Raw genomic sequence first — 22483 nt, 5'->3', positions numbered from 1 at the left:
AAAAATAAAAAGATAGTCTTTGATAGGGTTTAAAACCTATCAAAGACTATCTTTTTTTATAAGCTATTTTTATATAATTGTTTTTGTCGGTACATCGCCTCGTCGGCTGCTTTGAATATTTCGGCAACGGAAGCTGTTTTTTCAGCACAAACATAGCCGAGAGAGGCGTGAACTGTCCAAGCTTTATCATGAGTATAATTTTCTAATAGTTGATAAAAGCGTTTCTGTAATTTTTCTGCCAAAGCTTGGTTGCATTTTTTCACAATAATACCGAATTCGTCACCCCCTAAACGAGCAATAATATCAGTCTCTCGAAAACACGATTTTAATAGTTCGGTAATTTTGATAATTAAATTGTCACCCTCGGTATGACCATAAGTATCATTAACGACCTTTAAACCATCAATATCACAGACAAATAATGCCCAATGTTTTGAGCCTTTAATATCTTCTAATACTTCATTAAAATAAGCTCTGTTGTAGAGCGTGGTCAAGTGGTCGTGAATACTAATATAATTTAAAATATGTTTATGTTGTTCGAGCGCTTCAATATGGGTGGCATTTTGTAGAGCGACGCTACAAACCTGAATAATACTACTGGCAAAATCAAGATACTTTAAGAGATATTCTGGGAAAAGAAAGTCTGAAACCTTAATTAAAGCTAAAGGTTGGTCGAAGTACAATACTTTAATAAAAAAACCGTTATTATCTTCTAAAATTAAATAATGTTGCGAACTATCTACTAACAATGGTTGTCCTAATTTAAATTCCGGCGGTAAATTCTCTAAGTCCTCGGTATACTCACAAGAGTTTGCTCCTAAGATTAAAGTTAAAATATTTTTAACTTCTGTAATAATAGCTGTTTTTGTTTTGGTATTGGAAAATTTCTGTATGATATCAACCATCGTCGCATATTTGGCATTTTCTCGGCGTAGATAAGATAAATTATTGGCTTTTTCTTCAAAGCTACTAAAACGCCATTTTAAGATAATATTTTCTAAAAATAAAGTTAAGTACTGTAAAGTACAGGGTAAGTCTTCATAAGGTAGCTTAAGATAATTAGCACAAGCTTTTAATTCATTAATACTGTTAGGAGAGATGGCGGTGTTGAGGAAAATTAGTTTAGTGCAAAAATCTTTGAAAAACCTTGGAGCGGTTATTTCATCAAACCCTGCTTGTTTGAGATTTTTAGCCCAAGCTTGTAACCAACCAGTAGTAACTAAATAATTGCCATCTTGGACTAAGTTTTCAAAAGTGGTGGGGGTAACTAAATATTCATGGCAATATTCCAAGGTTTTAACTTGATATGAAACATCAATAGCCGGTAAAAATTTAAAAATTCCACAGGTCTTGCTACAAATGATGACTTTATCAGCGCTATTATGTTCATTATTTTGTAATAGAGTACTGATGATATTATGATTATCATTAATTAAGCAGGCGCAAGGATATTCAATAACAGTTACAGCAGGATAATCCATAATTGTTAGCAGGTAGTTGATTTCGGGACAGAGATTTGAGCACACATAAAGTTCTAACTTATTCATGATTGCACCAAGTTAGTGGGTAGCGTCCAAATTCTTCTACAGCAGCGCTGATGCCTAGCAATACTTTTTCAGAAACTTGCCAAGGAATTTCGCCATGACTTTCCGCTAACATTAACCCACCATCTCTACCGGCATGTTTAATTACAGTTTTTACATTGGAGACAATTTCTGCCTCAGACCAATTAACCATTTTGATACCATTTAAATTTCCGACTAAGCAAATCCGTTTCGCTGCCGCTTGTTTGATACTAACAATATCATCGTTTGTACTAAAGCTAACATATTTTGCTTCTAAATTGATTAAATCTTCTAGGATTGCCGTAACTTTAGCAGAGGCGGTGTTTACGCCATAAAAACCGTTGATGTGGCTGAGGGTTTTTTGGGCGACCTTATAGCCGGTTGATAAAAAAAGGTTTCGAGTAATGAAATCACCGGAGGATAAGGGATCAAAATAAAAAATTGTGGTTGCCCCCGCTTTTAACTGTGCATTGGCCCAAGCAGTACAAAATTCTATATTTTTATGCATTAATTTTAAGAAGTAAGGTTTGTTAAGATATAGTAAATTTAAATAATTTTCAAAACCCATTTGCATAATGGGCAGAGAAAATGGTGACATCACTACCCCGATTATTGGAACGGTTTCTTTTACGGCAATTTTTAATTTTGAGGTTACTTCTAAGGTTCTTAATAAACAAGGTGTTTGTGAGATTTTTGGTAATTCTAAATTGTTTATGTCGAGATCATTTTTAATAATCGGTTCACCAGCATTAGGGGGACCGTCTTGACTAAATAATACTTCACCACCAAAGGCTTCAATTTCAAGGGGGGCATAAGAAAAAGTATAAAGACAATCGGTTTTATATTTTTGCTGGAGGTGCAATTGGGTTTTAGCGACCAGCTCAGGTTGCTTAAAATATTCTTTAATGGAAAGTTGCTGTTCTTTAGCGCCATAGCTAGAAAAAAATAAACATAACGGTACTTTATCTGGAGTTTTCAAAAGCAATGAAGCAACAAAGCGCTCCATTGAGGTCATAGTTTGCTTACTCATTTAATTGACCTCCTTGAAATATTTTAAAGTGTCAAAAGCACTGGTACAACAACCATCGGCATTAACTTTTTGCCATAAATTTTCGTCGAACCTAAAGGGTGCGCCACCGACAATAACTTTGACGGAAAGATTTTCTTTGATTAATAATTCTTTTAAGTTTTTAATTTTCAAGGCAGAATGAAGCATTAACGTTGAAACGAAAATGATATCAAGTTGCGCTTGCTTAATTAAGGTAACCGCTTTTTCTGGTGAGAGACCGCTACCTAAATCAAGGATATTATAGCCATAGCTATGAACAAGTGCAGTGACAATTCTTTTACCTAAAGTGTGATGATCATTGAGGGTTAGAATACCAATTTTTTGGACAGTGTCAATAAACGGTGTTTTTATTGCAATATATTTATCAAATAATTCTTCGCAAATTACGCCGCTCATATAAACTTGTGATAATGACACCGTACCATTTTCCCAACCTTCGCCTACCTTTTGTAGAGATTCTATGATGAGATTTTCAATCGACGAAAAAGAGCTATCAGCCCGAAATCTTTTTTCTAATAAAGCAAAGCAGGCTTGTTTGTCGACCGATAAGAGTGCTTCTAAAAATTTATTACTATAAGTGCTCATTGAGAACCCTCCATATTCACAAAATAACAACTAATATCAGGTAAAATTAAACTTAAATTGGAATATCAAACACTAATTATTTCGACATAAAACAGTGATAACCTGCAATAATGAAGAGCTTTTATTAAGGTGAAAATACTTATCTAGGACTAAAGGATTAAGGCATGGTTTGTCGAAGTACTATAATAAGGTAAAATCAGCATAATATTGTCTATTTTTGTCTTTTTATTTTAATATAAACAGTGTAAAATATATGTAATTTACTCCTTTTGATTATTAAAGGAGTACTGCAAAAATTAAAGGTCTTGCTATAACTATAATTATAATATATATTGATTTTTTGCTAACTTATCATAACTAAATATTATTAAGAGACTTAAAGAGATTTATGGAGGCTACTATGCGCGTATTGATTACCGATGATTCTAAAATGTCAATTATTAGTGTTAAACATGTTTTTGATGGGATGGAAGATGTAGAAATTATTTCAGCCTATAATGGGGTAGAAGCATTAGAGCAACATCGAACCTTTCGGCCTGATGTTATTTTTTTAGATATAACAATGCCGGTCTTAGATGGCTTGGCAACCTTGAAAATAATTAGGTTGTTAGATCGGAAGGTCAAAATTATTATTATCAGTTCAATTGCCAATCAAAAAACGGTGCAACAAGATTGTAAAAAGTACGATGTACTAGCTATTTTACCAAAACCACTGAAAAAACAGGAAATTTTAGAATTATTGGGATTGGGTGATGCTAAATGAAAAAAAGTCCACACCAATAGCGTTAGAAGATTTAAAAGAAGGCATGATTTGTGGCCAAACCATCTGTGATAATAGAGGGATGATATTAATTGGCCGTGGTATTAAATTAACAAAGGCTTATATTCAGGGCTTACAAAAATTTAAAGTTAGTGTTATTGATATTCAAGATGAGAGCCAAGAAGAAGTTACAGAAAATCTTCCGGTATTAAAAGCGAAAGCACAAGAATGTGTGAATTCGATAACGGGGCTAATTGAAGATATTGATAAGTATCGTACGGTTAAAATCAGTAAAAATGCCAGCAGAATTGAACAAGTATTATATTCGGTGTTAGAAAAATCACCGATTCAAGATTTTTTAGAGGCAGAACGACAAAATGAGGTTTTATATAAACATAGTTTAAGAACAACGATTCTTTCAATTATTATGGGTATTAATGCCGGTTATAATTTTTTGAATTTAGAATATTTGGCAATGGGAGCATTGTTACATGATTGTGGGATGGGACGATTTTTTAAAGAAGATAATGAAGCCCATTCTTTTTTAGGGTTTTTAAAAATTCGCAATAATGCAGAGTTAGATATGATAGTTGCGATGATTTGTCTACAACATCATGAGAGATTTGATGGTAGTGGTTTTCCGTTTCAATTTAAGAAAACCGAGATTATTGAATTTGCTAGATTGGTGGCAGTTGCAGATCATTATGATAGATTACTGATGCAACAATTTACTCCACGAGAAGCAGTGTTTGATGTGTTATCAGGTGGTGGCACCTTATTTGATAAAACTATGGTAGAGCTATTTTCCAGTACAATGGCGTAACGTAGATAGCAAATATTTAGAAAGATAAATATTTGCTATTTTTTTGATAATAGTGAAAAAATGTTAAATGTTTGGATGAATTATGATATTATTAAGTAAATTAATTAGCAATAAATTTATGGAATTAGGGTGAGTTGATGAAAACTAAACACTATATTTATAAGAACTTAATATTGTTTTCTGTAGCACCGCTAATAATTTTCATTGCTATCTTACATTTTGTAGCTTGGCAGGAGCAAAGTACTGATTTTGAAAATAAGTTAATGTTAATTAATAATAATGCAGTGCAAGATATTGGTAAATTCATTAGAGAACGCGAAAATTTGGTGCAAATATTATCGCAGATTGATAGGATAAAAATGTTTTTAGCGGAGCAGCAGAAGGGCGATTTAGCTACCGAGAATGAAAAACTATATATCAATACAATTTTTCAAAGAATTCAAGAAAATCAAGAAGCAAACTTATTACAAGATGAAAAAGAAAAGATTGTTTTTGAACTTAACCTGATAGATAAAACCGGTATTATTGTGGCTAGTAATATTACAACAAATATTAAGCAAAAAAGTCCGAAATTCACAGAACTACAGCAATATAACAATAATGATAATGTGTATATTTCTAATTTATTAGGTGACTATAACAATAAAACCAGCTTGTTGGTCTTTGCTAAGCCAGTATATTATAACGATAATTATGTAGGGTTTATTCAATTAATAATAGATAAGAAAAATATTGAAATAAACACAATTTCTAACGAATATAAGACCGTAAAGTTATTGGTTTTTGATAAAGGTAGCAATTTTATTAAAAAATCAGCAGATAACAATAATCCGGTAATGAAAGATGTCTATGAAGATAATGAAGCTGACTCCGAGCTGATTAGTAAATGGTTTTCGGTTAATAAAACAGAGCAGAGTAAAGGCTTTTTAAGTTATCGCAACAAAAATGGTCAGCAACTAGCTTATTATAGTAATATTCCTAATACTTCATGGGCTGTTGTTGCCACTGCTGATAAACAGGAGTTAATTCGGCTATTTGAAAAAAGAATTTTATTGGCAAGTTTAGGTGTAGCAATTTTCTGTTTTTGCTTAGCTCTTGGTGGCTGGATTTTAACGCAAAAAATAACCAAGCCCTTACAAGATTTTATTGAAATTTTAGGAAAAGTAAAAGCCGGAGACTTTTCGGCAAAGTTTAGTAGCAAAGAAGGCGAATTTTCTGAAGTAGCGTACATTTTCAATACCTTGATGGAAAAAATTAATAAAGATAAGCATGAATTATTACAACGTGAAGAATGTCATCGCATTATTATGGAAAGTGCACAGGAGAGTATTTTTGAATGGGACTTAGAAGGTGATACGGTGTATCGCTCCGGCAAAATTACTGATAAATATCATTATCAAAAGATTTACGATGAAGACCATAAAATAATTCCGCCCCACACTTTTTTTGTGCATCCTGATGATCGGGAATTATATTTAAATCATATGCGGGATGTTTTGGCGGGCAAAACAGTGCCGGAAATTGATATTAGGGCAAGATTAAATCAAAGTAGTGAATTTAATTGGTATTTATTAATTAGTAAAGCGGTTCTAAATGAGAAAAATGAAGTTAGTAAAGTGATTGTATTATTGCGTGATGTGGATAAATTGAAAAAAGAGGTAGAAGAACTTCAGTTAAGAGCACAGGTAGACTTATTAACGGGTTTATATAATAAGGTTACGACAGAAAATTTCATTAGAAAATATTTAAATAATAATGCTAGAGTCGGTAAACATGCCTTAATAATCTGTGATTTGGATAATTTTAAAAAGCTCAATGATACGTTAGGGCATGCGAAAGGTGACCGATTATTAAAAGGTTTTACTGAAAATTTAAAATTATCTTTTCGCAAAGATGATATTGTCGGACGAGTTGGTGGCGACGAGTTTATTATTTTCTTAAAAAATGTTAAAAGTAATGAAGCTATTCTTAGTAAAATTGAAGCGGTGCAAAAAGCCTTAGCGGATTATTACGACATTAATTCACGCCAAGGGGAGCAGGTTTGTATTGCTGATATTAGTGTGAGTTTTGGGGTAGCGTTTTCGCCAGCGGACGGGATTACTTTTGAAGAGCTTTATGAAAAAGCTGATACGGCCTTATATTTATCGAAAAGCAGAGGCAAAGGTCGGTTAACAATTTTCACACAGGAAAAAGAAAATGATTTAACTTAAAAAAATCCTCAACAGGGAGTTTAACAAGCTCTCTGTTGAGGATTTTTTATCAATGTTTTGGTGGAGTATTAGTTTTAGGGTCAAGCAATAATAAAAGAGTGCCGAGGATAATGGCTAAAGCAGAAGCAACGATAATGCTAAGTTTAGCTTGATTTAATAAGTGAATGTTATCAAAGGCTAAGCTCGCAATTAAAATTGACATGGTAAAGCCGATCCCGGCAAAAAAGCCACTAGCCCATAATTGTTGCCACGACATATTAGCAGGTTTTTCAGTCAATTTTAATTTATCCAGCAAATAGCAAATGAAGGTTATCCCAATAGGTTTACCAAAGCATAGGCCGAAGATAATCCCTAGTGAGAGCGGTTCTAATAGACTATAAAACATGGCACCATCAATAGTGATTCCGCTGTTAGCAAAAGCAAATAACGGTAAAATAAAATAAGACACCAATGGATGTAATTTATGTTCTAAGCGTTCTAGGGGCGTACCGGCTTGAACATAGATTTTAGACAGCTGTGATAATACTTTTTGATAAGCTTTATCGCCAAGAATTTCGGCGGAAGAAGAGCTTAAATCATGTAATTTTTTAACTAGTTTTTTACTTTTATCAGCAGCAGCTTGGCGAGTTAAGCTAACCTTAACCGGAATAGTAAAGGCTGCCAAGACGCCGGCTAATGTGGCATGAATCCCCGACAGAAAAATAGCGTACCATAATAAAATGGCTAAAAAAAGGTAAACCGAAAGGTTTCTAATGCCATAATGATTTAAATAAAACATGACAAATAATAAAATCGTAGCAACAGCCAAAGCTATTAAATTCGGTGGCGCCGAATAAAAAATACCAATTAGTAAGATCGCTACAATATCATCAACGATTGCTAAGGCAGTCAGAAAAATTTTCAAAGATATTGGAACTTTACTGCCTAAAAGCGATAAGATTCCTAAAGCAAAGGCGATATCAGTTGCTGTTGGTACAGCCCAACCGCGCAGTGTTTCAGCATTACCGAATTGTAAGAGTGAAAAAAATATGGCAGGAAAGATAACTCCACCCAGTGCGGCAGCCACCGGAAATAGTGCTTTTTTTGGTACGGAAAGTTCACCGACCAATAACTCCCGTTTTATTTCTAGACCCACTAGAAAAAAGAATATTGCCATCAGACCATCATTAATAAAATGAAGCATACTTTTTTCAAATTTATAATCACCCCAGAAAAAACCGAGATGTTGTTGCCAAAGAGCATGATATTGATTTTGATATTGTGAATTTGCCAAGAACAAACCGAGAATTAATGAGAGCAATAACAAATTTCCGCCTAAGGAATTTGCTTGCATAAAACTTTTAAAGGGATAAGATAGAAAGGTTGTTACCGTCTTTAAAGGTTTTAAAGTGTATTTTTCCACAATTCAACCTCCTTAATAATAATGATTATCAATTTATAGTCATAAGCTTATAATAAAATGAAAAAAATAGCAAGTTTTAGCCTGTTAATAACAAAAAAATGAGTTTTAAGAAGATTTTAGGGGAAGAAATAAAGTAAGACTGTCCTAGTTAAGACTTAGATTAGTTTATTGCCTAATACTATTCTAAATCAGCTAAGTTGGGTTTGAAAAAGCTGATTTAATTTAGTATCTTTAAATAATCAGATATTCGATTATTTAAAGTAAAGGGAGTTAATAATGGATTTTTATCAAAAACTTTTTCTAGGAAATCTAATTTTTACAGTAATCGGTTTTTTAGTACCATTATGTTTTTATCAAAAACTTAATGGGGGGAAAAATATTGCAGTGCTTAGTGGCGTTAGCGCAAGTCTGTGTGGGCTCATTGGTGCCGGAGCAGTGCTTATTAATAATGAAATATTTAGTTATAGTGGCTGGATTATTATCAGTATTTTAAACATTGTGGTGAAAATTGATAATTTAGCAGCATTTTTTTTGCTTATAGTAAATTTTTTGAGCTTAATTAATTTTATTTTTTCTCAAGGTTATTTGAAAGGGCAGAATTATAAAAATGTTGTAATGTTAAGTTTACTTAATCTATTTAGTTTAAGTTTAAGTGGGGTCATATTAGCTGATAACTCTTTATTGTTCTTATTGTTTTGGGAAATGATGGCGTTGATATCCTTTGTTTTAATTATGTTTGAACATCAAAGCACTAATGCAAAACTGAATAGTTATATTTACTTAGTAATAACTCATTTAGGAACTGCGTTTATTACCTGTGCTTTTTTGTTGCTATATTTAAAAACAGGTAGTATTAATTTTGCTGATTATAAAAATTTAGGACAGACTTTAGATGGTTTAACCTTAAATATTTTATTTATTTGTGCCTTAATTGGTTTTGGGGCAAAATTAGGAATTTTTCCGTTACATGTTTGGTTACCGCGGGCGTATGGTCTAGGGCCAATCAATGTGATTGCCCTGATGGCATCAGTAATGATTAAAACAGCAGTTTATGGCTTATGTCGATTTTATTTTGATTTTCTCGGCAATAGTTTTTTGTGGTGGGGATTTTTTTTAGTGGCTAGTGGAATAATCAGTGCTTTATACGGTATTTTATTGGCAGTGTTACAAAATAATATAAAAAGATTTTTAGCATATAGTAGTGCGGAAAATATGGGAATTATTTTAATTAGTATGGGCTTAGCGTTGATTTTTAAACACTTTGATCAAACGGCATTGGCAGCATTAGCTTTTTTTACAGTGTTATTTCATAGTTTTAATCATGCTCTCTTTAAAGGGTTATTGTTTATTTGTGGTGGAGTAATTTTTACGCAACTAAAGTCGTTGGAGCTAAGCAAGTTGCGGGGGTTAAATAAGAAGATGCCTTATACTGCAATTTGTTTTCTTGCAGGGGTGATGTCTTTAGCATCATTACCACCCTTTGCGGGGTTTGTTTCAGAATGGTTATTATTACAAAATTTGTTTCAATTATTATTTTATTTGACTAATCCGGTCTTGCGGTTGGCAGTCATATTTACTTTAGCCTTGGTTTTATTGGTTGGGGGCTTAGCGGTAATTGGAGCCATTAAAAATTTTGGGGTGGCTTTTTTAGGAAAAACAGTAGCAGAAGCTACTGAGATTACCGAAAAAAATCAGTGGTTTAAAGTTTCACAAGGGTTATTGGTTGCTAGTTTATTACTGCTAGGATTGTTTCCGCAATATTTTATGGCAGTTGTTAATAATTTAGTGGCAAATTATTTTGTGCCATTGAGTCATAATTCACTATTCTTAACAATTCCACAACAAGCCGGCACCTTGAAAGATTTAAATTTAGCGTTAATATTTGGAAGTTTATTGTTAATCAGTGTGTTGGTAGTAGTGCTCGTTCGGATATTATTTAATAAAAGTAAGGTTGTTATCGGTGAGACTTGGACGTGTGGGTTTAATTACGAAGAAAAAATGCAGTATACCGCAACGTCTTTTACAGAGCCACTATTGGTTATTTTTAAAAAAATATTAGGATTTGAACGAAAAGTTGATATTAGTAAAGAGTATGAATATTATCATAAAAAAATTGAGCATTCATTCTCACTCAAAGTTAAGTTATTACAATTGCTGTATCTGCCATTGGTAAAAATGTCGTTGCAGTTTTTTAAAAAAGTTAGAATTATTCAAAATGGTAAATTAAGAGATTATTTAAGCTATATGGTTATTGCCTTAATTGTAAGCTTATTGATGGTTTGGTAGGTGGCGTAATGGAAAAAATATTGTTAGTACTGTTACAACTTTGCAGTTTTATTTTGCTGGCACCATTAGTGCAAGGGGTGATAAAGAAAGTTAAGGCGAGATTACAAAATAGAATTGGCGCTGATTTGTTTCAACCATATCGTGATATTTTGAAATATTTAAAAAAGGATAGTGTTATATCGAAAGAAGCTTCATGGCTTACTGTTACTACACCGTATTTGTGCCTTGGTCTTATTTTACTGATCAGTATTTTGATACCGAGTTTTTATGTACCAGCACCACTAGGCTTTAGTGGTGATATCATTTTAGTAATATACTTATTGGCACTTTGTCGATTTTTTATGGCACTAACGGCGCTGGACGCTGGGAGTTCGTTTGGCGGCTTTGGTGGCAGTAGAGAAAGCGTGATGGGAGCGTTAACGGAGCCGGCATTACTACTTTCGATCATTGCGGTGTTATTAACTACAACGGAAACTAATATTGGTAATGTTATACAAAATGTGTTGCAACATGATTTTTTTATCTCAAATTTTTCATGGTGGCTAGCATTAATAGCCTTTGTAATTGTTTTGATTATAGAAACCGGTCGCTTGCCTTATGATAATCCCGATACCCATTTGGAGTTAACGATGATGCATGAATCAATGATGTTAGAATACTCTGGTCGGTATTTGGGGTTGATGGTGTTATTTGTGCAGATTAAACAATTGTTATTAATTACAGTATTGATAAATTTATTTTTTCCTTATGGGATTGCGGTTAATGTTGGTTATCTTGAAGTAGCTCAGGCATTGGTGCTTTATGTCAGCAAAGTTTTTATTGTTGGATTAGGTTTGGCTGTGATCGAGACGGTTTATGCAAAAATAAGGCTGTTTTTAGTACCAAATTTGATTTTAGCTTCAATATCGTTAGCCGTATTGTCGCTAATTTTTCAATTGTTTAATTATTAAGGGGTGAAATAATGGAGAGTTTTGTTACCATTTGTTTGTTAATTAGTACGTTAATGTTATTCAGACTTAAAAAAGCAGTAGAGGCAGTGGGAATTATTTTTGTGCAATCATTAGCCTTAGCCTTAGTATCTTTGATTATTTGGACTAAGACAGGTTTATTACACTTATTGATTGCGGGAATTTTGACACTTTGTGTTAAAGCAATTTTAATACCGCTGGTATTATATTTTACGATTAAGAAGACCGCCAATAAAAAAAGAATAGATCATTCTTTGGGACCGGTAATGTCGCTCTTTATTGCTTTTTTATTAGTAATGATTGGACAATATATTGCGGCGAAATTACAATTGCCGACAGCTGAACATGGTGCGCAGTATTTAGCAACAGCGATAACACTGATATTTTTAGGGATTTTTAAAATTATTAATAGCAAGCAAGTGTTGTTGCAAGGAATTGGTGTCATTGTTATTGAAAATGGACTCTTTTTAATAACGCAGGCAATCAGTTATGGAATGCCCATGGTTGTAGAATTGGGTATATTTTTTGATTTGTTTGTCGCGGTTATTATTATAGCGTCCTTATCATTTAAGATTAGTTCAACTTTTAATAGTTTAAATACAGAAAAAATGCAGGATTTAAGAGGTTAAAGAATGTTAATACTGACTTTGCTGGGACTTTCAATGGTTAATGCCTTGTTTTGTTTAGTCTCATATAAACTTAAAAATTTTGATATTATGCAAATTATTGGTAGCTTTTTATTATTGGTTGGTGCGGTTTTTATTGCACTCTTTATTAATCAGAGTAATGTTATAACGCTCTTTGATAATTTTATTTATATTGATGCACTTAGCAGCATTAACTTAGTGCTAATTGCGACTGTTGGTTTTACTGCTAGTATTTACTCGGTTGGTTATATGCGGACGGAATTAGCTCATGATATTATCTCGCTAAAAAAATTAGGGTTTTATTATTGTTTTTTTCATTTGTTTATTCTCAGTATGTTGTTGGTGACGATCTTTAATAATTTAGGGCTATTATGGGTGGGGATAGAATTAACAACATTAATTTCAGCCATGTTGGTAGCGTTTTATGGCAATAAGCATTCGCTAGAAGCAGCATGGAAATATCTAATTATGGGGGTAGTTGGGATTGCTTTAGCGCTGTTGGGAATTGTTTTTATCTATTTATCAGGTTTAACGGTGTTATTAGAAGAGCAGTCTGCGTTACAGTGGACTAACCTCTTAAGTGTGGCTGGGCAATTGAATGCCGAATGGGTTAAGGTTGGTTTTATTTTTATTTTAATTGGCTTTGGAACAAAAGCGGGTCTGGCGCCAATGCATTTTTGGTTACCGGATGCCCATAGTCAGGCCCCAGCGCCAATTAGTGCAGTGTTATCTGGGGTATTGCTAAATACCGCATTATATGGGGTATTACGCGTGTACATCATTGCTAAGGCAGTTATTCCAGAGATTGCTACAACTTATTTAATTTGCTTCGGGTTATTATCCATTATTGCGATTGTGCCGTTTGTTTTTGTGCAACATGATTTAAAGCGATTATTGGCCTTTTCTAGTGTGGAGCATATTGGCATAATAACTTTAGCGATGGGCGTTGGTGGTTCTTTGGGATTATATGGTGGCTTATTACATATGGTGAATCATTCCTTAGGAAAATCACTATTGTTTTTTGCTGCCGGCACTATTACCCAACAATATCACAGCAAATATATTGCCAGAATTAGTGGCGTAATAAAAAGTATGCCGTATACCGGAGTAATTTTCTTAATATCAAGTTTGGCGATTGCCGGTGCGCCACCTTTTAGTTTGTTTATCAGTGAATTTACCATTATGTTAGGGTGCATAAAATCCGGTAAATTATGGCTGGGTTGTTTGTTTGCCGTACTAGTGGCAATAATTTTTAGTGGAATGTCTTATTATGTTATTAGAATGGTTTTTGGTGAAGAGCCGAAAAAGGCGAAAAATATCAAAGAAGATAGCTGGACCATAGTAGCAATGTTGTTGCCATTATTATTGGTAATTGTTGGCGGTTTATATGTGTTGCCGTTTATTCAACAAGCTGTTATCATGGCAGCTACAGTTATAGGAGTGTAGTGATGATTAGAGTAATACTGAAAAAACTGAAACTACATTTGGGTGATAAAATTTTACAAGTTGAAGAAACTAGCGCCAATGAGTGGTTAATTAGAATTGTAAAAAAAGATTTACCGGAAATAGTGGAATTTTTATATGACAACAATAAAATAAGATTTTTAAATATGATTGGTAATGATGAACGCAGTATTAGTGGCAAATTTGCGCTTTATTATATTTTTCTGCTTAGTGATATTAAGCAATGTATTACTTTGAAAATGATGATTAGTGAAGACGATCCAACCTTTCCGTCGCTGAGTATTAAATTGCCAGCCCTTGATTGGTATGAGCGAGAAGTAAATGATTTATTGGGGTTAAGAGCGGTGGGACATCCTAATCGGACTCCTTTAATCAATCATGGACGGTGGGATGAAAATAGTTATCCGTTGCGAAAAGACTTTAAAATCGTGCCCTTAAAATATGAGAATAAAAATAATAATAACTTTATGCAATATTTGGGGAATGATGTTACGCAAATACCGGTAGGACCTATTCATGCCGGCATTATCGAACCGGGACATTTTAGATTTGGTGCTGTTGGTGAAAAAATTCTACATTTAGATGCGAAATTATTTTATACACATCGTGGCATTGAAAAAAGCTTAGAAGGAAAAACATTAGAAGAAGCATCCTTTATCATAGAGCGAATTTGTGGCGTTTGTAATGTTTCACATAGTGCTAGTTTTGTATTATTAGCAGAAAAGCTGTCGCAGACCAAGATTAGTGAGAGGGCACAATACTTACGAGTATTATTTTTAGAATTGGAACGACTATATAATCATGTTGGTGATACCGGCAATATTTGTGCCGGGTTTGGCTTTGCTGTTGCGGTGAGTCAAGGTAGTATTTTAAAGGAAAAACTATTGCGTCTCAATGAAGACTTGACTGGACATCGTTATTTGCGGGGGGCAATTGTTTTAGGGGGAGTCAGTCTTGATATTGATAACAATGACATCAATAAAATTTTAAGGTTTATGGATGATTTACAGATTGAATATCAAGACTTGGTAGAAATTATTTTTGAGCATGAGATTGCACTCAATCGAATGCAAAAAACCGGCACTTTAACTTATCGCCAAGTTTGTGATTTGGAAGTAGTCGGTGTTGCCGCCAGAGCTTCAGGACGAGATATTGATTGTCGTCGCGACACTCCTTATTTATGTTATGATAAATTAAAGTTTGCGGTGCAGACCACCACTTATGGTGATGTTTTAGATCGGCTTAAAATTAGAGTATTAGAAGTTAGAGAAAGTATTAATATTATTAGGCAAATTTTAAATGATTTACCAAATGGTGAACTCACAGTGTCCTTACAAAATATAAAAGCTTATGAGAGCGGGTTTGCTATGGTTGAATCGCCCCGCGGCGAGGATTGTCATTGGATGATGGTAAATCAAGACGGGAAAATTTATCGCTATAGAATCTCCTCAGCTTCTTATAGTAACTGGCCGGCAGTCTGTTTAGCTGTGACCAGCGATATTATTCCGGATTTTCCATTAATAAATAAAAGTTTTGAACTTTGCTATGCGTGTTGTGATCGCTGATTGAAAAGAGGGATTAAATGTTAGAGCTGTTTAAAAAAATTTGGCAGACCGGCACCGTTACAGAACGTGATGTCTACCAAAATATTTCACCACGCTATAAGGGCATGGTTGAGGCTGACACTAGTAGTTGCAGTAAATGCGGTGAATGTGTCCGGTGTTGTCCGACGCAAGCTATTACTATAACCGATAAAATAACCATCAATCATTTAAAATGTGTATACTGTGGCGCTTGTTTAAAACATTGTGGCAATAAAGCCTTGCTTCAAAGCAACAAAATATATAATATATTAGAGCAGGAGCAAGAATTTAAGGCAGACTTGCTAAAACAAAAAATCAAGAAAATTATGGGTGGGTCGTTACATATTCGGCATGTTGATACGGGCTCATGTAATGCCTGTGATTTTGAAATGTCGATGCTAAGTAACCCTTTTTATGATGTTAGTCGTTGGGGGATTAATTTTGTAGCATCACCACGCCATGCCGATTTGTTGATGATAACCGGTGGCGTTACCGAAAATTTATTAGGAGCTCTTACTAAAACCTATGAGGCGACCCCTAATCCGAAAATAGTGATGGCGGTAGGGTCTTGTGGTATTAGTGGCGGTGTTATTGGAAAAACCTACGCTAACATTGGGGCAGTTTATAAGGTGGTACCGGTCGATGTAGTGGTACCGGGTTGTCCACCACGTCCCCAGGCCTTGTTAGAAGGGATTTTGTTAGGTTTATTGAAATATGAAGAAAAGATAAAGAGAGGTGGAACTGTTGAATCTGGAACTACAACGATTTAAAGCTGATTTTTTTAAAGCATTAGCACATCCATTGCGAATTAGAATCTTAGAATTATTAGCTGACGGTGATAAAAATGTAAATGAATTACAAGTTTTAATCGGCAGTGAAGGCTCAGCGGTTTCACAACAGCTGGCAATTTTACGGAGTAAAAACATTGTATATGGCACTAAGGATGGTAATAAAGTTAATTATTCCCTATGTGATCCGATGATTATTGAATTACTGAATGTTGCTAAACAAATTTTTAATAATCATTTGATTGATGCTATTTCCATGTTGGATAAATTCAAAGATGAATAAATTTGAAAAGCTCTAAAGATTACTTTAGGGCTTTTCTTAAGCTAAAACTGACTAGTCCATAGTATCGTTATAGAATAAAAGTTGGTAATATGGAAAATTTACTCAGACCTATGACTTATTTTTTTAAAAAATGTAAAAAAAGAGATGAAATTAAAGGACTTTAACCTGTCCTTGGTAAATATATATATTACTTTTTATTGGATTTTTTCGACCGAAGTAATGTTGCTACTTTATAAATAATAAGTATAAAATTATCATTTGCGATATTTTTAAGAGGTGAGTTTATGTTCAAGAACGTAAGGTATTCAGTTTCACAGCTAAAAAAAGGAATGGTTGTCGGAAAAGATATTGTCGTAGGCGAAAAAGTAGCACTAAGTGCGGGCGTAGAGCTAACTGATCGACTAATAGAGAGCTTGGAATTTTTGGATATCAAAGAAATCGTTGTTAAAGAAAAAGTTGAATTAAACCAACAGGTAACCTTGCCACCGAAACCGTTGGTGACAACGCAACAAAAGTTTTTTGAAGGATATTATCAAACTGTTAATATGTTGCAAAATATCTTTGAAAATATCAGCAGAACGAGAATTGTATCATTACCGGAGCTTATGACTTTATACAAGCAAAGAATGCTACCGCTGATTAATACCGCTGGTGTTATTAATCATTTATATTTATTACGCGAGCAAGATGAATATACGTTTACTCACTCTTTGAATGTCGGAATAATTTGTGGAGTGTTGGGGCGCTGGTTAAAATATAAGAGTAAAGACTTGGATGAACTTATTTTAGCCGGGCTGTTGCACGATTTAGGGAAAATGGAAATACCGGATAGTATTTTAAATAAACCGGGTAAATTGACTCCAAAAGAAATGGAAGTAATGCAATTGCATTCAACCTTAGGGTTTAAATTTGTCAATTTAGTACCAAATATTTCGCAACAAATATCTTATGGAATATTGCAACATCATGAAAGAATTGATGGTACTGGCTATCCGATGAAGGTAAAAGGAGAACAAATTCACCCGTTTGCGAAAGTCATTGCCATTGCCGATGTTTATGACGCTTTAACCTCTAATCGAATTTATCGTGATAAGGTTAATCCGTTTTCGGTTGTGGAAATATTACAAGGAGAGATGTTTGATAAGCTCGATACTTATATTTGCAGTATTTTCTTAAATAATGTTCGCAATTATTTTACTGGTAATATTGTTGAATTAAGTGATGGCAGAACGGCTGAAGTTGTGAAAATGGGACATTTCTTGTCAGCTAGACCGATTGTCAAAACTTTAGAAGGCGAATTTATCGATTTAGAAAAACAAAAAGGAATTGCAATCGTCAATATTTTGGAAGAAGATTAAAAATGAAAAACCATTGTGCTGCTAATGCGCGGCACAATGGTTTTTTTAGTCCGGACCGGGAGATGGATTATTGATAACAGGTGATAAGACTACTAAGGTTTTAGTGTTGGCAATCCCCGGTTGATTTTTAATTTTATGTAGTAATTGTTCTAAGGTTTTCGTATTTTCGGTGACGATTTTTAAGGAGTAATCGAATTCGCCGGTGATATAAAAACATTCTTGAATTTCATTTTCTTGTTTGACAAAATCAGTAAAAGCATCACAGTATAGTGGCTTCTCCAAGCGAATAAAAATTTGTGCCATCAAATGCTTGTTTAATAAAGCGGGGTCTAGAATGGCGGCATATTGCTTGATAACACCACTGGCTTCTAATTTTTTTAGGCGTTCGGAGATGGCTGGCATTGATAAAGCAATTTCTGAACTTAAATCAGAGATGGTAATTCTTGCGTTTTTTTGAAGTAACCGTAATATTTTTTTATCTATATCGTCCATAATATACCTCCTAAATAAAGCTATTCCATAATTATTATAACAGCATCTATGAAATATGGAATTGAATTTTTAAAAAAGACTTAAAGGAAATCATATTATTTTACAGAATTAAGATAGTGATAGGGAGGAGCTTAGCTGTGGTTGTTGTTTTAAAAAAGAAAGTTCAAAAACGAATTGCTGTGACAATTTCGCTTTTTTTAATATTGGTAATCGGTTTGATTGCACGAATATTTTGGATTCAATTTATTCAAGGCAGTAAGTTAAGTGAAATAGCGCAAAGCCAAGTTCATGACAGTAAGGCCTTGCAGTCACCGCGAGGAACTATTTATGATCGTAATGGTAAAGAGTTGGCGGTCAGTATCTTAACAAAATCGCTATTTATTGATCCGTATGAAGTTAAAGATCCGGAATTTATTGCTAATGGACTGGGCCCGATTTTAGGAATGAATCCTGCAGAAATTTTGGAAAAAATTAATTATGGTGGCAGATTTGTTTGGGTAAAAAGAATGTTAGAGCCGGAAGTTGTGGCAAAAGTAATAGCTTTTCGAAAGGACAATAAGTTGAATTGCTTAGGCTTTGAAGATGAAAGCAAACGCTATTATCCGAACAATACTTTGGCGGCGCAGGTGTTGGGGTTTGTTGGAACTGATGATATTGGCTTAGATGGGATTGAATTAATGGCCGATGATGTTATCAGAGGATCTGCCGATAACAAAAAAATAGCGACCGATGCCTATGGTTCACCAATTTTAAACTCGATCTTCTCGTTTACGGCACGGAAACATCATAAAGATGTTTATTTAACAATAGATAATAATATTCAGTTTATTGTAGAGCAGGCGATGGATAAAGCTATTTTGGAAACCAAAGCTCATGCGATGACGGTAATTGTGATGAATCCACAGACCGGTGAAGTTTTAGCAATGGCTAATCGACCGACCTATAATCCTAATGAGTTTTATAAATTTAGCCAAGAGCAGATGAAAAACAGAGCTGTTTCCTCAATTTATGAACCGGGGTCGACCTTCAAGGCAATGGTTGCCGCTGCCGGATTACAAGAAGAGTTGATTCATCCTAACGATATATTGGTTGATCAAGGTTATATTCAAGTAGCGGATCGCCGGATTAAAAACTGGAGTGGCGATAGCTATGGTAGTGTCAGCTTTACGGAAGTAATTAAAAAGTCTATTAATACCGGTTTTGTACAAATTGGCATGAGATTGGGTTCAGAAAAGCTGATTAATTATGCGAAAGCGTTTGGTTTTGGTAAGGCGACAGGTCTTGGGTTACCAGGGGAAGAAAATGGCTTGCTCTTTGAGCCCAAAGATATGACTACACCAGATGTCGCGACGATGTCGATTGGTCAAAGTATTGCGGTTACGCCAATGCAACTAATTACGGCGATGTCGGGGATTGCTAATAAAGGTCAATTATTAAAACCGCATATTATTAAAGAAATAAAAAATGAAGATAACAGTATTTTTCAGGAGTTTGCTGTTCAGGGCGTTAATCAGGTTATTACAGCGGAAAAAGCACAAGAGTTAACAATGATGTTAGAAAAGGTTGTTAGTGATGGTGGTGGTAAGTTGGCAGCGGTAAAAGGTTATCGTATTGCCGGCAAAACCGGGACTGCCGAAAAACTTAATGATAATGGTATTGGTTATAAAGCCGGACATTATATCGCATCTTTTTGTGGATTTGCCCCGGTTGAAAATCCTCAAGTCGCGGTGCTGGTAGTATTAGATGATCCTGATGGGAAATATTATGGTGGTGAAATTGCGGCACCGATTGCCGGTGGTATTTTTGAACAAGTGTTACGTTACTTAAATATTAAACCAGCATATGTTGTTGATATACAGCCAACTAATAGTGGCGGAAATGTTGCAATGCCAAGCCCGCCGGTTACGATTAATGGACCAGAGGGTAAAGTGGTGGTGCCTAATTTGCAAGGGAAAAGTATTAGAATGGTTAGTACAGAGCTTAGTAATTTAGGATTGGTTCTAATTCCTAATGGTAATGGCGTAGCGCAAAAACAAAATATTATGCCAAATAGTATTGTTGATAAAGGAACTTATATTGTCGTAGACTTTGCCGCTAACTAAAGTTAGGGGTGGTAAGTCTTGTGTTAATAATCTTAACGCAGTAAGATAAAAAGGTATCAAATAATGTTTAAAATAGTATTTGCCGGTAGAAAAGTCGGTAAATACTATTTGGTTTATATTTTAGGAGATGAATTAATGTGTCAAAAGAATTGGTTTGGGCGGAGATAAATTTAGCAGCACTGGAACATAATTTTCAACAACTAGCGAGTAAGGTTCAAAATAATGCCAAGATTTGTGCGATTGTTAAGGCTAATGCTTATGGTCACGGAGTGATAGAAGTTGTTAAAACTGTACTAAAAGCTGGTGCGGATTACTTAGCGGTAGCGAGAATTGATGAGGCCATACAAATCAGACAGGCGGGGTTTAGGGTTCCCATTTTAATATTGGGGTACACACCGTTGGAGCGAATTAATGATTTGTTAGAATATGATATCGACCAAACGGCATATGCTTTGGATTATATCGAAACAATAAATAAAATGGCTCACGACAAAGCTGTTACTGCGAAAATTCATTTAAAAATTGATACCGGGATGGGGCGATTAGGGATTGCACCTGAAACAGCCGGTGTTTTTGCTGAAGCTGTCAAGAAACTAAGTAATATTAAGATCGAAGGGGTGTTTTCGCATTTTGCGAAAGCGGATGCCGTTGATAAAAGTTACGCTAAGCGACAACTAAAATTGTTTAAAATAGCACTTGACCAAATTGTGGCACAAGGCATTGAGATTCCGCTACAACATATGGCTAATAGTGCGGCGGTACTGGAGTTACCGGAAAGTCACTTTAATATGGTGCGGTTTGGGGTTTCTTTATATGGACTATGGCCATCGGCGGAGGTAAAGCAAGAGCTTGACTTAAACCCTGTGATGACTTTAAAAGCGAGGATTACGCATGTAAAACAAATGTTGCCCCATCAATATATTAGTTATGGCTGTACTTTTCAGACTACGGTAAAAAGCATTATTGCAACTTTACCGATTGGTTATGCCGATGGTTGGAGTAGAATGTTATCAGGGAAGGTGCAAGTTTTATTGCAAGACCAAAAAGTACCGGTTGTGGGCCGAATTTGTATGGATCAATGCATGATTGATGTAACTAAAATCACCGACGCTAAAGTGGGTGATGAGGTAATATTATTTGGTGATAAAAAACAATTAGCCGATGATATTGCTGAGGTGTTGGGAACGATTAATTATGAAATAGTTTGTATGGTAAGTAATAGAGTGCCACGCATTTATCTAAGGAGGTAGCATGATGTTTGATATTGCAATTATCGGGGGTGGCCCAGCCGGTTTATCGTCAGCGGTGACTGGGGCTATTCGAAAGAAAAAGATTGCGTTGTTTGAGCAAGGAGAATTTAGCGCCAAACTGCAGAAAGCACATACTGTTGATAATTATGTAGGCTTGCCAGAGATTAGCGGAAAAGACTTGATGCAAAAAATGGCTGATCATGCGCTAAGTTATGAAGAAGTCAGTTTAATTAAGGAAAAAGTTACCAATATTTTTATTGATAATGATAATTTTATGATTTTAACTAATAAAGGCAATTATCAGGCGAAGAGTGTGATTATGGCGATTGGAGTAGCACCGGCTAAATTGTTACCGGGGGAAAAAGAGTTTTTAGGCAGAGGCGTCAGTTATTGTGCCACTTGTGACGGGATGCTGTATAAAGGTAAGGAAGTAGTGGTAATTGGTTATACGGCTGAAGCGGAGCATGAAGCGGAGTACTTGGCGGAAATTTGTGAGAAGGTAACTTATCTTCCACAATATAAAATGTCTGATGAAAAAAAATATTCTTTTATTGTCAAAAAAGATATTATTAAAGAAATAGTTGGAACAATGAAAGTAGAGCAGTTGGTATTGGGGCAAGAAACTATTGCGGCTGATGGTATTTTCATTATTAGAGCGACAGATCCGATTGATAATATTTTTCCGGAATTAGCACTGGAAAATCAAGTTGTTAAGGTAGATAGAGATATGGCTACTAATATAAAAGGTGTTTTTGCCGCGGGTGACTGCATTGGGAAACCTTGGCAAATAAGCAAAGCGTCCGGTGAAGGCTTAGTGGCAATTCACAGCGTTATTAATTATTTGAATA

Annotated in this window: 19 protein-coding genes; 14 read left to right on the top strand and 5 right to left on the bottom strand. The window is 34.6% G+C overall.

What is annotated here, in order from left to right; translation table 11 throughout:
• Positions 1-56: 56 nt before the first annotated feature.
• From KBI38_05070 to KBI38_05060, 3 genes are read right to left on the bottom strand one after another with little or no spacing between them, the layout of a single operon-like run.
• Positions 57-1547, bottom strand: coding sequence for a diguanylate cyclase (locus KBI38_05070; GenBank protein ID MBP8629434.1), 1491 nt, complete (start codon positions 1545-1547; stop codon positions 57-59).
• A complete protein-coding gene (locus tag KBI38_05065; protein MBP8629433.1) occupies positions 1540-2595 on the bottom strand; it encodes a uroporphyrinogen decarboxylase family protein in 1056 nt (351 codons plus the stop codon). The genes KBI38_05070 and KBI38_05065 overlap by 8 nt, the downstream gene beginning before the upstream one ends.
• Positions 2596-3219 (bottom strand): cobalamin-dependent protein, encoded by a 624-nt coding sequence (locus tag KBI38_05060; GenBank protein ID MBP8629432.1) that lies wholly within the window; start codon positions 3217-3219, stop codon positions 2596-2598. It abuts the gene before it with no gap.
• Between the two features lie 400 nt (positions 3220-3619).
• On the opposite strand from KBI38_05060, the gene KBI38_05055 reads away from it, so the two are divergent.
• The 3 genes from KBI38_05055 (at position 3620) to KBI38_05045 (ending at position 7012) form a co-directional block, all read left to right on the top strand.
• On the top strand, positions 3620-3982 hold the full coding sequence (locus tag KBI38_05055) for a response regulator (GenBank protein MBP8629431.1): 363 nt from the start codon (positions 3620-3622) through the stop codon (positions 3980-3982).
• On the top strand, positions 3972-4802 hold the full coding sequence (locus KBI38_05050; protein MBP8629430.1) for an HD domain-containing protein: 831 nt from the start codon (positions 3972-3974) through the stop codon (positions 4800-4802). The genes KBI38_05055 and KBI38_05050 overlap by 11 nt, the downstream gene beginning before the upstream one ends.
• A 137-nt stretch (positions 4803-4939) precedes the next feature.
• Positions 4940-7012: a diguanylate cyclase gene (locus tag KBI38_05045; GenBank protein ID MBP8629429.1), complete on the top strand. Its 2073-nt coding sequence runs from the start codon at positions 4940-4942 to the stop codon at positions 7010-7012.
• A gap of 49 nt (positions 7013-7061) precedes the next feature.
• On the opposite strand, the gene nhaA is transcribed toward KBI38_05045, so the two are convergent.
• Positions 7062-8414, bottom strand: coding sequence for a Na+/H+ antiporter NhaA (nhaA, locus tag KBI38_05040; GenBank protein ID MBP8629428.1), 1353 nt, complete (start codon positions 8412-8414; stop codon positions 7062-7064).
• 276 nt (positions 8415-8690) lie between these two features.
• Between nhaA and KBI38_05035 the strand changes: the two genes are divergently transcribed.
• The 8 genes from KBI38_05035 to KBI38_05000 all read left to right on the top strand — a co-directional run bounded on the left by KBI38_05035 (position 8691) and on the right by KBI38_05000 (position 17791).
• Positions 8691-10700 carry a hypothetical protein gene (locus KBI38_05035; GenBank protein MBP8629427.1) on the top strand — a complete coding sequence of 670 codons (2010 nt, stop codon included), beginning with the start codon at positions 8691-8693 and terminating at the stop codon, positions 10698-10700.
• A gap of 8 nt (positions 10701-10708) precedes the next feature.
• Positions 10709-11650 (top strand): NADH-quinone oxidoreductase subunit H, encoded by a 942-nt coding sequence (locus KBI38_05030; GenBank protein ID MBP8629426.1) that lies wholly within the window; start codon positions 10709-10711, stop codon positions 11648-11650.
• A gap of 11 nt (positions 11651-11661) precedes the next feature.
• Positions 11662-12297, top strand: coding sequence for a hydrogenase (locus KBI38_05025; protein ID MBP8629425.1), 636 nt, complete (start codon positions 11662-11664; stop codon positions 12295-12297).
• 33 nt (positions 12298-12330) lie between these two features.
• Positions 12331-13761: a hydrogenase 4 subunit F gene (locus KBI38_05020; GenBank protein ID MBP8629424.1), complete on the top strand. Its 1431-nt coding sequence runs from the start codon at positions 12331-12333 to the stop codon at positions 13759-13761.
• A 2-nt stretch (positions 13762-13763) separates the two neighbouring features.
• Entirely contained in the window at positions 13764-15344 is a 1581-nt protein-coding gene (locus KBI38_05015) for an NADH-quinone oxidoreductase subunit C (GenBank protein MBP8629423.1), read from the top strand.
• A 17-nt stretch (positions 15345-15361) separates the two neighbouring features.
• On the top strand, positions 15362-16132 hold the full coding sequence (nuoB, locus tag KBI38_05010; GenBank protein ID MBP8629422.1) for an NADH-quinone oxidoreductase subunit NuoB: 771 nt from the start codon (positions 15362-15364) through the stop codon (positions 16130-16132).
• Positions 16107-16433, top strand: coding sequence for a winged helix-turn-helix transcriptional regulator (locus KBI38_05005; protein ID MBP8629421.1), 327 nt, complete (start codon positions 16107-16109; stop codon positions 16431-16433). The genes nuoB and KBI38_05005 overlap by 26 nt, the downstream gene beginning before the upstream one ends.
• 284 nt (positions 16434-16717) lie before the next feature.
• A complete protein-coding gene (locus KBI38_05000; GenBank protein ID MBP8629420.1) occupies positions 16718-17791 on the top strand; it encodes an HD-GYP domain-containing protein in 1074 nt (357 codons plus the stop codon).
• 45 nt (positions 17792-17836) lie between these two features.
• Here KBI38_05000 and KBI38_04995 read toward each other — a convergent pair whose 3' ends face one another.
• Positions 17837-18283 (bottom strand): Lrp/AsnC family transcriptional regulator, encoded by a 447-nt coding sequence (locus KBI38_04995; GenBank protein MBP8629419.1) that lies wholly within the window; start codon positions 18281-18283, stop codon positions 17837-17839.
• Positions 18284-18420: 137 nt separating this feature from the next.
• Here KBI38_04995 and KBI38_04990 point away from each other — a divergent pair, with 137 nt between their 5' ends.
• The 3 genes from KBI38_04990 to KBI38_04980 all read left to right on the top strand — a co-directional run.
• Positions 18421-20385 (top strand): peptidoglycan glycosyltransferase, encoded by a 1965-nt coding sequence (locus KBI38_04990; GenBank protein ID MBP8629418.1) that lies wholly within the window; start codon positions 18421-18423, stop codon positions 20383-20385.
• A 137-nt stretch (positions 20386-20522) separates the two neighbouring features.
• Positions 20523-21635, top strand: coding sequence for an alanine racemase (gene alr, locus KBI38_04985; GenBank protein MBP8629417.1), 1113 nt, complete (start codon positions 20523-20525; stop codon positions 21633-21635).
• A gap of 1 nt (position 21636) precedes the next feature.
• The coding region (locus tag KBI38_04980) for an FAD-dependent oxidoreductase (GenBank protein MBP8629416.1) at positions 21637-22483 on the top strand (847 nt) is incomplete at its 3' end.

This window comes from Negativicutes bacterium (assembly GCA_018052945.1).
Taxonomy (GTDB): Bacteria; Bacillota; Negativicutes; order JAGPMH01; family JAGPMH01; genus JAGPMH01.
This window is presented reverse-complemented; position numbering and strand designations above follow the sequence as displayed.

Excerpts from the sequence above, each read along its gene's own strand:
- KBI38_04995 (MBP8629419.1), bottom strand. The coding sequence starts at position 18,283 with ATGGACGATATAGATAAAAAAATATTACGGTTACTTCAAAAAAACGCA.
- KBI38_05060 (MBP8629432.1), bottom strand. The coding sequence starts at position 3,219 with ATGAGCACTTATAGTAATAAATTTTTAGAAGCACTCTTATCGGTCGAC.
- KBI38_05030 (MBP8629426.1), top strand. The coding sequence starts at position 10,709 with ATGGAAAAAATATTGTTAGTACTGTTACAACTTTGCAGTTTTATTTTG.
- KBI38_05020 (MBP8629424.1), top strand. The coding sequence starts at position 12,331 with ATGGTTAATGCCTTGTTTTGTTTAGTCTCATATAAACTTAAAAATTTT.
- KBI38_05055 (MBP8629431.1), top strand. The coding sequence starts at position 3,620 with ATGCGCGTATTGATTACCGATGATTCTAAAATGTCAATTATTAGTGTT.
- KBI38_05015 (MBP8629423.1), top strand. The coding sequence starts at position 13,764 with ATGATTAGAGTAATACTGAAAAAACTGAAACTACATTTGGGTGATAAA.
- KBI38_05025 (MBP8629425.1), top strand. The coding sequence starts at position 11,662 with ATGGAGAGTTTTGTTACCATTTGTTTGTTAATTAGTACGTTAATGTTA.
- nuoB (MBP8629422.1), top strand. The coding sequence starts at position 15,362 with ATGTTAGAGCTGTTTAAAAAAATTTGGCAGACCGGCACCGTTACAGAA.
- KBI38_05050 (MBP8629430.1), top strand. The coding sequence starts at position 3,972 with ATGCTAAATGAAAAAAAGTCCACACCAATAGCGTTAGAAGATTTAAAA.
- KBI38_05065 (MBP8629433.1), bottom strand. The coding sequence starts at position 2,595 with ATGAGTAAGCAAACTATGACCTCAATGGAGCGCTTTGTTGCTTCATTG.
- KBI38_05000 (MBP8629420.1), top strand. The coding sequence starts at position 16,718 with ATGTTCAAGAACGTAAGGTATTCAGTTTCACAGCTAAAAAAAGGAATG.
- KBI38_05035 (MBP8629427.1), top strand. The coding sequence starts at position 8,691 with ATGGATTTTTATCAAAAACTTTTTCTAGGAAATCTAATTTTTACAGTA.
- KBI38_05045 (MBP8629429.1), top strand. The coding sequence starts at position 4,940 with ATGAAAACTAAACACTATATTTATAAGAACTTAATATTGTTTTCTGTA.
- KBI38_05070 (MBP8629434.1), bottom strand. The coding sequence starts at position 1,547 with ATGAATAAGTTAGAACTTTATGTGTGCTCAAATCTCTGTCCCGAAATC.